Below are 11,875 nucleotides of genomic sequence, written 5' to 3'. Positions count from 1 at the left end.
TTCGATATGGACCAGACGATGAGGAGGCTCGATGCCGCGCCTGGTGATCCTGCGACACGCGAAGTCCGCATGGCCGGAGGGTGTGCCCGACTACCGCAGGCCGCTGGCCGACCGCGGCCGGACGGACGCGCCCGCCGTGGGCCGCTGGCTCGCCGAGCACATCCCGGACATCGACCTCGCTCTGGTCTCGCCCGCGACCCGGACGCGCCAGACGTGGGAGCTGGTCTCCGCCGAGCTGCCCTCGGTGCCGGAAACACGGTTCGAGGAGCAGCTCTACGGCGAGGGCGCCGAGGCGATCCTGGACCTGCTGGGCTCGCTCAACGACGTGAAGACGGTGCTCGTGGTCGGCCACAACCCTGATCTTGAGCTGCTGATCGGCAGCCTCACCGGGGAGCACCCAGTGCTCAAGACCTCCACATTGTCGGTCGTGAAGTGCGCACCCGGGTTCCGGTCGGGTGAACTGGTCATGACCGAGAAAATCCGGCCTTAGCCCAGGATTTGTCAGTCCGCGACAGTCGCGGGTCCAGGGCCTCTTCGATTAGCGTCAACAATTCAGGGGTCGCGATAAGTCCTCGTGATTTTCCCTTCGCCATCGGGCACTGTCTCCTTACCCACAGGTGACAGGTGTCACCGCGGCGTCGTGGAAGGTGTATTCGATGGCGAGGCATCGCAAGCCCCCGGCTGTGAAGACCGCGAAGCAGCGCAAGCCGCGGCGGCCACGCCGGATGGCCGGACTGGCGACCGCGGCGACCCCGCTCGCCATCCTGCTGGCAATGGCCGCGAGTGACGGTACGTCCCCACTGTCCACAAAGGATGCCGGGAAGTCCGGTGACATCGCGCCGGTCACCCCCGTCGGCCCGTTCGCGGCCGACGACGAGTTCGCCGTCAACGGTGAGCTGCCCTCGCCGTCAGCCGCCGCGCCCACCGCGCCCGTGGTGCCGCTCGACGTCCTCGCCGCCCTGCCCGCGGGCGGCGCCGCGGTCCCCGAGATCGTGCTCCGCGCGTACCTGCGCGCCGAGTCGCTGCTGTCGACCACCCAGCCGGGCTGTCACCTGACGTGGTCGCTGCTGGCGAGCATCGGGCGGATCGAGTCCGGCCACGCCCGCGGCGGACAGGTCGACGGCGACGGCAAGACCGTCTCCCCGATCCTCGGGCCTGCGTTGAACGGCAACGGATTCGCCGCGATCCGCGACACCGACGGCGGCGCCCACGACGGCGACCGGACCTGGGACCGGGCCGTCGGCCCGATGCAGTTCATCCCGGCGACCTGGGCGCGCTACGGCGCCGACGCCACCGGCGACGGTCTCGCCGACCCGCACAACGTCTACGACGCGGCGGTGTCCACGGGCCGCTACCTCTGTTCGGGCGGAATGGACCTGTCCGACCCGAGCCAGGCCGCGAAGGCCGTCTTCCGGTACAACCACTCCCAGGAGTACGTCACCACGGTGCTGACCTGGGCGGCCAGGTACGCCAACGGCGTCACCGCGATCCCGCAGGTCCCGGCGAAGCCCGACCGCAAGTCCGACCCTGGTGCCCTGGCGCTGCCCGCCCCGTCCCCCGTGGCCGCGACGCAGAACCCGGGCAGCCCGCAGCTGCCGTTCAACCCCCCGGCCCCCGGCGCGCCGCCCGGCGAACTCCCCAACCCCCAGCTTCCGGCACCGCAGCCCGCCCCCGCACCGGCCCCCGGTGTCCCCGGGGCCCCGGCTCCCGCGCCCGCTCCCGCCCCGGCACCGGCCCCCGCTCCGGCGCCCGCCCCCGCACCGGCACCCGCGCCTGCCCCAGCTCCCACACCGGCACCGGCACCGGCACCGGCGCCTGCTCCCGCACCGGCCCCAGCTCCCGCACCGGCGCCTGCCCCGGCACCCGCGCCCGCCCCGGCTCCGGGCTCCGACTGGTACGACTGGACGGTCTGGCTTCCGAAGCCCCGATAGCGCAGCCCACCGAGACGGCCGGCCTCCACCATGGAGCCGGCCGTTTCGTCATCCCGGACGGGTCTCAGCAGTCACCCAGGACAGGTAATCGGCGTTGCCGCCGAGTACCGGCAGGGTGACCACTTCGGGGACGTCGTACGGGTGGTGCGCCTTGATCCACTCGGTGAGCGCGTCGACGCGGTCGGCGGCGGTCTTGATCCAGCACTGCCATTCCTGGTCGTGCTGGATCGCACCGTCCCAGCGGTACACGCTGCGCACCGGCCCGACGATCTGCACACACGCCGCGAGCCGCTCTCCGACCAAGCCGTCGGCCAGCCGCTCGGCGTCCTCAGCCGTTCCTGTCGTGGTGACCACAATCCGCATCCCGGCTCCCTTGTGTCGCGCATCGGTCAGTGTCCATTCACGGACCGACCGTAACGAATCGTTTTGTTGACCGATGAACAACCGTCGGCCGGGCACGAAGTCGTTGCCCTGGCCGCGAAGCGGGGCAAGTCGGGGGCCCAGCGCACAACCACGAGGCGCGGCCAGTCCGCGCGCACCTTCGGCCCGAAGAGGCGACCGCTTTGATCGAGAACTCGTCGGCAGGCCTGCACATGTTCGCCCCCGCCGTACCCGTGACCGTCACGCGCGAGGAACACCACCAGCACATCCTGGCGCGTTACCCGGTGCACGGCGATGTGCCGCGGCGGGTCGCCGTCGAACTGGCCTGGTGCACCATCGGATCCGGGAAGTACCAAGGCCACCAGGCGATCGAGGTGCGGCTGGACGGCTCGCGCGTCGGCGAGCTGACCTACGCGATGTCGCAGCGGTACGCGCCGTTCCTGCGGTCCGTGTCCGCGCGCGGCGCCCGCCCCGGCTGCGAGGCCCTGGTCCACTTGGGCAAGCGCGGCATCGAACTGGAGCTCTACCTCCCGCGCCACACCGACGGCGTCCCCATGGCGCCGATGACGCGCACCCTGCCGCCGGTCCCGGCCGGGCCGATGCGCCCGCTGGATCCGGCGTCGCACGCCGTCCCGCCGATGCGCGCTCCGCTGCCCGGCAAGGCCAAGTCGAATCATGGAGCGGGCTTCGTCGTCGCGGGTGTCGTCGGCGTCATCACCCTCATCGCCGTCATCGCGGGCAGCGGCGAGGACGCCCCCACGGCGAGCGACACGGTGCTCACCACGACCACAACCTCAAGCACCACAACGACAACGACCACCACCACACCGCCACCGACGACCACGACGGAGGTCGCCGCTCCCCCGGTCACCACCGAAGCCGCCCCGCCGCCGCCCCCGGCTCCCGCTCCGACGAAGGCACCGGTCACCACGACCCGGCGCACCACGACCGCCGCGCCCGCACCGCCCAAGCCGGCGCCCACGACCGCGGCGAGCAACTGCGACGAGAACTACTCCGGCTGCGTCCCCATCGCCTCCGACGTCGACTGCGCGGGTGGCAGCGGCAACGGCCCGGCGTATGTGCGCGGACCGGTTCGGGTCATCGGCAGCGACATCTACGACCTCGACCGCGACAGCGATGGAATCGCCTGCGAGTGACGCTCACGCACCGATGAAGTAGCCGACGAAATCGGCCGCGTGGCCGATGAACGGGCCCTCGGGGATGACGAAGCCGCACGTCACCAGGTCACGGTTGCGGTCGACCCCCTGACTGTGGTCCCAGGTCACGTTCTCGACCACGGTGCCGTCGGGCGCGGTGACGGACGAGGCGAAGAAGACGAACGCGACCGGGTCCTCGCCGGTGACGACGTTGCGCCAGGTCCGGGGAGGCGCGCCGCCGCCGAACCGGACCTGTTCGCCGGTGAACGTCGTGCCGTCCGAACAGGTCAGCACCCGCACCCGGGCAGGCGCGTCGGCCAGGGCCTGCGGCGCGGCTCCGACCAGCAGCGCGATGGTCGAAAGAACGAACGCGAGACGTCTCATGGCAGCTCCCGGGCATCCCGACGATGGGCCCCGACCGCCGGAGCATACGTCCGGCGCGGGCCACCGGGACAGGGTCGAGCGGACCCAGCGAGGTAAAGAAAGTTTGACATGGAGTCAGTTCTGCTTTACGTTCACCCATGTCAACTTTGCTTTACATCGGGAGCTGCTGTGGCGTTCGAAGAGAAACGCGCGTGGATCATGCTGGTGGTCACGGTCGCCGCGTACGCGGTCTACCTGATCACCGTTCTCGGAGGGGCGGGCGACGTCGCGCTCGCCGACGCGCCCTATGTGTCGACGATGCTGTGGACCATCGGCGGCGCGATCGTGGTGGCGATCGTGCTGAACATCGTGGTCTCGATCGCCTCCGACGAGGGTGCGGACCAGAAGGATCAGCGCGACCGGGAGATCGCCCGGTTCGGCGACTACATCGGGATGTCCTTCGTCGTCATCGGCGCGGTGGCCGCGCTGGTCATGTCGATGGCCGAGTGGAACCACTTCTGGATCGCCAACGTGATCTACCTCGGGTTCGCGCTGTCCGCGGCCCTCGGGTCCATGGCCAAACTCGCCGCCTACCGCCGGGGTTTCCAGACATGGTGAAGTCGACCAAGGTCACCAACACCATCCGCGCCCTGCGTTTCGCGCATGGGGAGATGACGCAGGCCGAGCTGGCCAAGCGCATCGGCGTCACCCGCCAGACCGTCATCGCCATCGAACAGGGCCGCTACTCGCCGTCGCTGGAGATGGCTTTCCAGATCGCCAAGGTGTTCGGCGTCCCGCTCGACGATGTGTTCCAGTACCCAGAAGGAGAAATGCCATGAAGGCGATCGTTCAGGACACCTACGGCTCCGCGGATGTGTTGGCACTGCGGGAGATCGACCGGCCGGTGATGGGCGACAACGAGGTGCTCATCGCCGTCCGCGCCGCCGGTGTCGATCCGGGCGTGTGGCACCTGATGACCGGGATGCCTTATCTGCTAAGGATTCTCGGCTTCGGCTTACGCAGGCCGAAGGTGCCGACCCGTGGGCGTGACGTCGCCGGGCGGGTCGAGGCGGTCGGCGGGAACGTCACCCGGTTCAAGCCCGGCGACGAGGTCTTCGGCGCCTGCGAGGGCTCCTTCGCCGAGTACGCGACCGCCCGCGAGGACCGACTCGCGCTCAAGCCCGCGAGCCTCACCTTCGACCAGGCGGCCGCCGTCCCCATCTCCGGCTGGACCGCACTGCAGGCCCTGCGCGACGCGGGTGAAGTCAAGGCGGGACAACACGTTCTGGTGATCGGCGCGGCGGGCGGGGTGGGCACCTTCGCCGTGCAACTGGCCAAAGCCTTCGGCGCCGAGGTCACCGGTGTCTGCAGCACCACCAAGGCCGACCTGGTCCGCTCGATCGGCGCCGACCACGTCATCGACTACACCCGCGAGGACTTCGCCGAAAGCCCCCGCCGCTACGACATCATCCTCGACATCGCGGGCAACCACCCGCTGTCGCGCCTGCGGCCCGTCCTCACTCCCAAAGGGACACTGGTCATCATCGGCGGCGAAGCGGGCGGGAAGTGGACCGGCGGCATCGGCCGCTCCCTGCGCGCGGCCCTGCTGTCACCGTTCGTCGCACAACGCCTGCGCGGCTTCATCTCCAAGGAGACCAGCGCCGACCTCGAAGTGCTGGCGGCCCATATCGAGGCGGGCGAGCTGACCCCGGTCATCGAGCGCACATTTCCGCTGGCAGAGGCCGCCAAAGCCATTCGCCACCTCGAGGAAGGCCACGCCCGCGGCAAGGTCGTCCTCACCCTCTGAGCCGACGAATCTTCGCCGCCAAGTACGCCGAGCCACTACCATTGGCCGCCCTGGCTCCGGCCAGTGATGTTTCCGGCGTGCGCCTCTTGGGGGATTCAGTGTCTCGACCGATGACCGAGCCGGACCGCACCGCGCCGCCAGGGGTGACGATGACCTGGATTGGCGGGCTGGTGCTGTCCGGCATCGGTTTCGGGTTGGCCGTCGTAGCGCTCACGCTGCCATGGGTGATCGTGACCTTCCCGTATGGCGCGACAACAGAGACGTTGTCGGTGACGAGTATCCCGGGCCAGGGACCGAACTTCGCGTTGCTGCTGGTCGCCACGGCCGTGGCGGCGGCGATGGGGTTCGCGATCGGACGGCGACCCACCATGCTGGTCCGGGTCGCCGCGACGATGCTGACCCCGGCGCCCGCGATAGTGGCACTGTTCGTTGCGTTGCGCCCGAACACCGATGGACTGCGTGCGGCGCTTCCCGACCACCTGCTCGCGGATTGGGACCGACAGCGCTCGCTGCTCGGGACGGCCGCGGACCTGCCGGTGTCACCGTTGGGGGGACTGATTCTCTACGCCGCGGGGCTGCTGCTGGTCGGCCTCGGCTTGGCGATCGCGGTGGTGGTCCCGTCTGAGCGAGTCGCACTGATCCCCATCGAGGACACGGTGATACCGCCGCGGCGACTGGCGTTTGTCCGGTGGACCTCGCTGGCCGTGGCCGGGCCGTTGATCCTGCTGTCCCTCGCCCTGCCCTGGTTCGAGCTGAAGGCCGCGGAGGTGATGCCCGCGATCGCGGCCGGGTGGCAGGGGATCTACCGGGTCGGACTGGTCGGCACACTCGTGCTGCTCGTCGGCATGGCCTTGAGCGTGGGGAGCACGCGTCGCGTGTTGCGGGCCGCCGGGCTGTACCTGTGCGGTGGGTTGATCGCCGTGCTGTCCATCAACGCGCTCCTGCTGTGGGATCCCAGCGAGCTGACCGGCAAGATCAGTGTCGAACTGGAGTATCTGCGGGTTGGTCCGGCCTACCTCGCGGCACTCGCGGCGGTGCCGCTCCTGCTGATCTTCCTGGGCACGGGCACCCTCAGCGCACCCGTCGAACGCGTCCACGACGACACGGACCACGACGAGGAAGACGAGAGGGCGGACGCTCGGTCATGAGCCGCAAGCGGAAACAGCCCGGCGCGCGCAAGGCTGCCCCCAAGGACGCGCGGCCGGAAGCCGGTCCGGCACTGTCCTGGTGGCGCAACCTCGGCCGGGGACCCAAGTGGCTGGCCGCGACGATGACCCCGCTGATCCTCGCCGTGGCGATTCCGGGGATCGCGCCCTGGGCGGTGGACCGGACACGCGACCTGTTCGGCGAGCAGAAGCTCACCGCGAGCGGTGAGGACTATCCCTCACTGATCGCCGGGGCGTACTGGACCACGGACGCCATCGTCACCGAGCCGATGTCGACGTTCACCTACAAAGCTGTCGTCGACCGGGACGGCGCCCAGATGGGCACCTCCGGACACAAGGTGACGCTGATCAGCAATCGCGCCGGTCAGATCGCCATCGAGAAAGTCACGGCGGTAGTCGAGAGTCGGCGCCCGCCGCTGGCAGGCACCGCGTTCATCGCCGATCCGCAGGGCTCCGCCGACGTGGCCCAGTTCGACTTCCAACTCGACTCCTTCATCGGTGGCGAGATCCCCGCGCTGGTCCGGGATGAGTCAGGGGATCCCACGAAGCCGATGACGCCGTACCTCGCCAACGGAAAGATCCGCTACGTCGAAGAGGGAAAGCCCGAACACTTGATGATCCGCGCGTCCACGACGAAGTGCTATTGCCAGTGGCGCGTCCATATCGAGTACTCGTATCGCGGCAGCCGGACACAGATCATCGTGCCGCCACCAAGCGCGAAACCGTTCGCCACCACCGCATGGAGCAGCCACCAGATCGAGTACAACATGCACACCGACAACAACGGAACAGCCGCACGCCACGACTGCGGGGCGCAGCCTTCGATTTGTCGCACAAAACCGGGACCGGGCCGCTGATCTCGTCAGCGGTGCGCCGCGGATCAGTAGGGTCGATCCCATGGAACCGGACGCGCGGCCACGTCTCGCGTCCTCGTTCGGCGCGGCGGCGGTCGCCTACGCCGAGCACCGCCCGGACTACGCGCCGGACGCGGTGCGGTGGGCGCTGGAGGCCGCGCCCGGTCCGCGGGTGCTCGACCTCGGCGCCGGAACCGGCAAGCTGACCGGCACGCTGGTCGCGCTGGGCGTCGACGTCATCGCGGTGGAGCCCGACCCGGCGATGCTGACCGAGCTGCGGCGCGCGCTGCCCGCCGTCCGGGCCCTGCCGGGCAATGCCGAGGCGATACCGCTGCCGGACGGGTCCGTCGACGCCGTGCTGGCCGGGAATGCCCTGCACTGGTTCGACATGGCCGTGGCGGGGCCCGAGATAGCCAGGGTCCTGGCGCCTGGCGGCATCCTGGCCGGTCTGTGGAACGTCATGGACGACCGGGTCGACTGGGTCGCCGGACTCGAGCGGGTCAGCGGAAGCGCGGCCATCGGCCCGCGGGACACGTTCAGCAACTGGCGCACCGCGACAGCGGGCCTGCACCTTCCCGACGGTGGCGTCGCCGCCCGGTTCGGCTCGCCGGAGCAGGCCGAGTTCCCGCACGGGCAGCGTCGCACCGCCGACTCCCTCATCGCGACGATCGCGACGCGCGCCGGGGTGCTGGTCATGCCGGAACCGGAACGAGAGGCCACGCTCGCCCGGATCCGTGCCTTCCTCGCGACCAGGCCGGAGACCACCTCCGCCGAGTTCACCCTCCCGATGCTGACCGGTGTGCTGCGCGTCCGGCAGCTGTGAAGCCCTCGACGGTGCATTTGCCCCGGTGAAAACTCGTTGTCGTAGGCGAGGGCGGAACGCGATGATCGCGGCATGGGTTCAGCTCCCGCGGACGGCCGCGCCGGAATCGATGCGAGTCTCGTCAAACGTCTTGTCTCCGCCCAGTTCCCGCAGTGGAGCGACCTGGCGGTGACCCCGGTCGAAGTCGACGGCTGGGACAACCGGACCTACCGCCTCGGCGACGACCTGACGGTGCGGCTGCCCACCGCCGCCGGCTACGTCCCCGCTGTGGCGAAAGAGAATCGCTGGCTGCCCCGGCTCGCGTCGTCCCTGCCGGTCACCATCCCCGTCGTCCTGGCCGAGGGCGTCCCCGGCGAGGGATATCCCTTCCCGTGGTCGGTGCGCCGTTGGGTGCCCGGCGAGACGGCCGATCCGAAGCGCGTCGACGACCTGTCGCGGTTCGCGATCTCGGTGGCCGAGTTTCTTCTCGCCCTCCAGCGCTGCGACCCCACCGATGGCCCGCTCGGCGGGGCACACAGCTGGTACCGGGGCTGCTCGCCCGCCCACTATGACGAGGACACCCGCCGTTTCCTGGACACGCTCACCGGGCACGTCGACACAGCTCGGGCCGCCGCCGTCTGGGAGGACGCCCTGGCCGCCGAGATCACGGGCCCGCCGGTGTGGTTCCACGGCGACGTCGCCGTGGGAAACCTGCTGGTCGCAGCGGGAAAGCTGACGGCAGTCATCGACTTCGGCACCTGTGGTGTCGGCGACCCGGCCTGCGACCTGGTGATCGCCTGGACGATGTTCTCCGGTGCGAGCCGAGAGGCGTTCCGCGAAGTTGTCGACCTGGACAAGGGCACCTGGGCACGTGCTCGGGGCTGGGCGCTGTGGAAGGCCCTGCTGATTCTCGACGGGTGCCTCGAGGACGACGACCACGAACGCGCCGCCATCAACCAAAGGGTGATCGACGAAGTCCTGGCCGACCACGACAGCTTCGGCTGAGGACCGCCGGAAGACGTGCCCGGCGCCGCTAAGCCCGCTCGAAGATGAGGTCGAAGTCCTTGCGCCAGTTCGATCCCTGATCCTCGGACGCCTCCCAGCGGCCCACGATCCGGTCGGGCCCGACGTCGGCGACGAACCGCTGGAACATGTCGGGGTCCTCGCGACTCAGGGTCCACCGCGAGCCGTCGAAGGTCATGGCGAAGACCCGGCAGACACCTCGTTCGTCGTGGTAGAGGGCCGAGTAGGCGTCATGCGCGTCGCTGCGGCCGAGGACCAAGACCATCTCACTCGTGGCCTTTCCGACGTCGCCCTCCATCATCCAGCGGAAGACCACGAACGCGTCGCCGAGCCACTCGCCCGCCGCCGAGCCCGGCACCCGCAGGTCGGCGGGCTCCAGGAACCACGCGTTCCGCATCGTCGTCCGCCATGATCCGACCAGGGCGTCCAACTGCCCCATGGCCTCGCTCCGCATCGCTTCCTCCTTGGCTATCGGTAGGCGCGGAGGAACGCGTCGATCCCGGCGTGTGCGCGTTTCTCGACCTCCGCCGCGGCGGGTGGTGTTGCCGCCTCGAACAGGGCGCGGTCCAGCGACGCGCCCACGACGAGGAACGCGAAGTGCTCCGCGGCCAGCTCCGAGTCCCCGACGCGGAGCGTGCCGCGTTCATGGCAGCGACGCAATCCCTCGGCCAGGGTCGCCATCACCCGGCCGGGGGCTCGTTCGTAGTAGTCGCCCGCCAACTCGGGGAACCGCTCGGCCTCGCCGATCAGCAGGCGGCGCAGGCGCACGATCGGCCCGGTCAACACGGTGCCCGCCAGTTTGGTCCCGAGGTCACGGAGTTCGGCTTCCACGTCGTCGGTGGTGCCGAGGGCGGTCGACATGTCGCGGGAGAACCGCTCGGCGGTGTCCAGCGCGACGGCCAGGATTTCCCGGAACAGCTGCTCCTTGCCGCCGAACAGGTTGTAGATCGTCCGCTTGGACACCCGGGCCCGCGCGGCGATCTCGTCCACGTTGGCCCCGACGTAGCCGTTGCGCAGGAAATGTTCCGTCGCCGTGGGCAGGATGACCGCCCGCGACCGCTCGACCCGCGGGTCGAGCCCTCCCCCGTCCGGCGTTCCCGTCACCAGCGCACCCCCTCATCCTTCTTACACCAATCAGTATACAACTACACTCAGTCGTGTAATACTGCACTCAATAGGGCAACAAGTTGGAGGCGGGCTGATGGGTCGCAGAGATGGCTTCGACGGCGCGGCGGCGATCACGCGGTCGCTTCTGGGGTGGGTGTCGTGGCCGGGGTCTTCTATCTGGTCACCGGCGTCGCCCTTGGCGCGACGCGCCCCGGGTTCGACTTCGGGCGACACGCACTCAGTCTTCTCATGCTCGGCGACCTCGGCTGGGCGCAGGCCGTCAACCTGGTCCTCAGCGGTGTGATGACCCTGGCGGCGGCGTTCGGCGCCAGGCGCGCGATGCGCGGTTCCCGAGGCGCGACCGCGGCGAGCACGCTGGTCGGGATCTTCGGCGTTTGCCTGGTGGCTAGCGCGATCTTCCCGCCCGACCCGATGGCAGGTTTCCCGGGGGGATCGACCTCGACCGAGGTCTCAGTGAGCGGCCTACTGCACATGGCCTTCGGTGCGATCGGCTTTCTCTGCCTTGCCGCGGCGGCGTTCGTGGTCGCCGGCTGGTTCGCGCGGCGTGGGGAGCGTCGGCGGGCGCTCTGTTCACGTGGGAGCGGCATCGTGGTGGCGATCGGCTTCGTCGCGGGTGCCGCGTTCTCGGCCGGAACGCTCGGCGTGGTGTTCCTCTGGGTCGCGGTCGTGGCCTGCTGGGCTTGGCTCGCCGGGACCTCGCTGGCCCTGTACGGCACCGTGCCCCATCCTGACGCGCACCGACGCAACGGGTCGGATACCGCTGTCGCACCGTCCTAGATCATCCAGTCGTCGACGTCAGGGGATTCACCATGAGATTTCGGGCCGAGCTGGAATCCACCGGCAAGAACACCGCGGGCTTCGAGGTCCCCGAGGAGGTTGTCGAGAGCCTGGGCGGAGGCGGCCACCCGAAGGTGTCCGTCACGGTCGACGGCTTCACGTTCCGGACGTCGATCGCCAAGATGGGCGGCCGGTACCTCCTCGGAGTAAGCGGCGAACGGCGTGCGCAGGCAGGCATCGAAGCCGGCCAGGTCTTCGACGTCGACGTGGAACTCGACACCGCGCCCCGCGAGACCGAGGTGCCCGACGACCTCGCCGCCGCCCTGGCCGCCGACGCCCCGGCGAAGACCTTCTGGGACACGCTGACGCACAGCAAGCAGTCCTGGCACGTCCACCAGGTGACCAGCGCCAAGAAAGCGGAGACGCGCGCGGCCCGGGTCGAGAAGTCGGTGGCCATGCTCCGCGAGGGCCGCGCCCGCTGACCCC

At 69.8% G+C, this 11,875-nt stretch carries 16 protein-coding genes; 12 read left to right on the top strand and 4 right to left on the bottom strand.

Features of this window, described 5'->3' with window-relative positions; genetic code table 11:
• The first annotated feature begins 31 nt into the window (after positions 1-31).
• Both C8E96_RS14475 and C8E96_RS14470 read left to right on the top strand, forming a co-directional pair.
• A complete protein-coding gene (locus C8E96_RS14475) occupies positions 32-490 on the top strand; it encodes a SixA phosphatase family protein (RefSeq protein WP_091373475.1) in 459 nt (152 codons plus the stop codon).
• A gap of 166 nt (positions 491-656) precedes the next feature.
• Positions 657-1,931, top strand: a complete 1,275-nt coding sequence (locus tag C8E96_RS14470) for a lytic transglycosylase domain-containing protein (protein ID WP_133794459.1) — start codon at positions 657-659, stop codon at positions 1,929-1,931.
• Between the two features lie 48 nt (positions 1,932-1,979).
• Here the strand turns inward: C8E96_RS14470 and cutA are convergent, their stop codons facing one another.
• The gene (gene cutA, locus C8E96_RS14465; protein ID WP_091373471.1) at positions 1,980-2,294 is read right to left on the bottom strand and encodes a divalent-cation tolerance protein CutA; all 315 of its coding nucleotides are present in this window, start codon (positions 2,292-2,294) and stop codon (positions 1,980-1,982) included.
• Between the two features lie 200 nt (positions 2,295-2,494).
• Between cutA and C8E96_RS34065 the strand changes: the two genes are divergently transcribed.
• Positions 2,495-3,469 (top strand): hypothetical protein, encoded by a 975-nt coding sequence (locus tag C8E96_RS34065; protein WP_228769822.1) that lies wholly within the window; start codon positions 2,495-2,497, stop codon positions 3,467-3,469.
• A 3-nt stretch (positions 3,470-3,472) separates the two neighbouring features.
• Here C8E96_RS34065 and C8E96_RS14450 read toward each other — a convergent pair whose 3' ends face one another.
• Entirely contained in the window at positions 3,473-3,853 is a 381-nt protein-coding gene (locus C8E96_RS14450; protein ID WP_091373468.1) for a hypothetical protein, read from the bottom strand.
• A gap of 168 nt (positions 3,854-4,021) precedes the next feature.
• On the opposite strand from C8E96_RS14450, the gene C8E96_RS14445 reads away from it, so the two are divergent.
• From C8E96_RS14445 to C8E96_RS14415, 7 genes are all read left to right on the top strand, one after another.
• Entirely contained in the window at positions 4,022-4,450 is a 429-nt protein-coding gene (locus tag C8E96_RS14445; RefSeq protein ID WP_091373465.1) for a hypothetical protein, read from the top strand.
• Positions 4,444-4,671 (top strand): helix-turn-helix transcriptional regulator, encoded by a 228-nt coding sequence (locus C8E96_RS14440; protein ID WP_091373461.1) that lies wholly within the window; start codon positions 4,444-4,446, stop codon positions 4,669-4,671. The genes C8E96_RS14445 and C8E96_RS14440 overlap by 7 nt, the downstream gene beginning before the upstream one ends.
• A complete protein-coding gene (locus C8E96_RS14435; protein ID WP_091373456.1) occupies positions 4,668-5,639 on the top strand; it encodes an NAD(P)-dependent alcohol dehydrogenase in 972 nt (323 codons plus the stop codon). Before C8E96_RS14440 ends, C8E96_RS14435 begins: the two co-directional genes overlap by 4 nt.
• Positions 5,640-5,749: 110 nt before the next feature.
• Complete coding sequence (locus C8E96_RS14430) at positions 5,750-6,787, top strand: hypothetical protein (protein WP_091373452.1); 1,038 nt, start codon at positions 5,750-5,752, stop codon at positions 6,785-6,787.
• A complete protein-coding gene (locus C8E96_RS14425) occupies positions 6,784-7,662 on the top strand; it encodes a hypothetical protein (protein ID WP_228769821.1) in 879 nt (292 codons plus the stop codon). The genes C8E96_RS14430 and C8E96_RS14425 overlap by 4 nt, the downstream gene beginning before the upstream one ends.
• A 40-nt stretch (positions 7,663-7,702) precedes the next feature.
• Positions 7,703-8,482 carry a class I SAM-dependent methyltransferase gene (locus C8E96_RS14420; RefSeq protein WP_091373449.1) on the top strand — a complete coding sequence of 260 codons (780 nt, stop codon included), beginning with the start codon at positions 7,703-7,705 and terminating at the stop codon, positions 8,480-8,482.
• A gap of 72 nt (positions 8,483-8,554) precedes the next feature.
• Entirely contained in the window at positions 8,555-9,466 is a 912-nt protein-coding gene (locus tag C8E96_RS14415) for an aminoglycoside phosphotransferase family protein (protein WP_091373446.1), read from the top strand.
• Between the two features lie 28 nt (positions 9,467-9,494).
• Here the strand turns inward: C8E96_RS14415 and C8E96_RS14410 are convergent, their stop codons facing one another.
• Together C8E96_RS14410 and C8E96_RS14405 are read right to left on the bottom strand one after the other, a co-directional pair.
• Positions 9,495-9,938 (bottom strand): hypothetical protein, encoded by a 444-nt coding sequence (locus C8E96_RS14410; protein WP_091373442.1) that lies wholly within the window; start codon positions 9,936-9,938, stop codon positions 9,495-9,497.
• A gap of 14 nt (positions 9,939-9,952) precedes the next feature.
• A complete protein-coding gene (locus C8E96_RS14405) occupies positions 9,953-10,588 on the bottom strand; it encodes a TetR/AcrR family transcriptional regulator (protein ID WP_091373439.1) in 636 nt (211 codons plus the stop codon).
• A gap of 162 nt (positions 10,589-10,750) precedes the next feature.
• Between C8E96_RS14405 and C8E96_RS14400 the strand changes: the two genes are divergently transcribed.
• Complete coding sequence (locus tag C8E96_RS14400; protein ID WP_228769820.1) at positions 10,751-11,389, top strand: DUF998 domain-containing protein; 639 nt, start codon at positions 10,751-10,753, stop codon at positions 11,387-11,389.
• Between the two features lie 32 nt (positions 11,390-11,421).
• Complete coding sequence (locus C8E96_RS14395; RefSeq protein ID WP_091373435.1) at positions 11,422-11,871, top strand: YdeI/OmpD-associated family protein; 450 nt, start codon at positions 11,422-11,424, stop codon at positions 11,869-11,871.
• The last annotated feature ends 4 nt before the right edge of the window (positions 11,872-11,875 follow it).

This window comes from Actinokineospora alba, assembly GCF_004362515.1.
GTDB classification, from domain to species: Bacteria; Actinomycetota; Actinomycetes; order Mycobacteriales; family Pseudonocardiaceae; genus Actinokineospora; species Actinokineospora alba.
The sequence above is the reverse complement of the archived record's forward strand: the minus strand, read 5'-3'. Positions and strand labels throughout refer to the sequence as shown.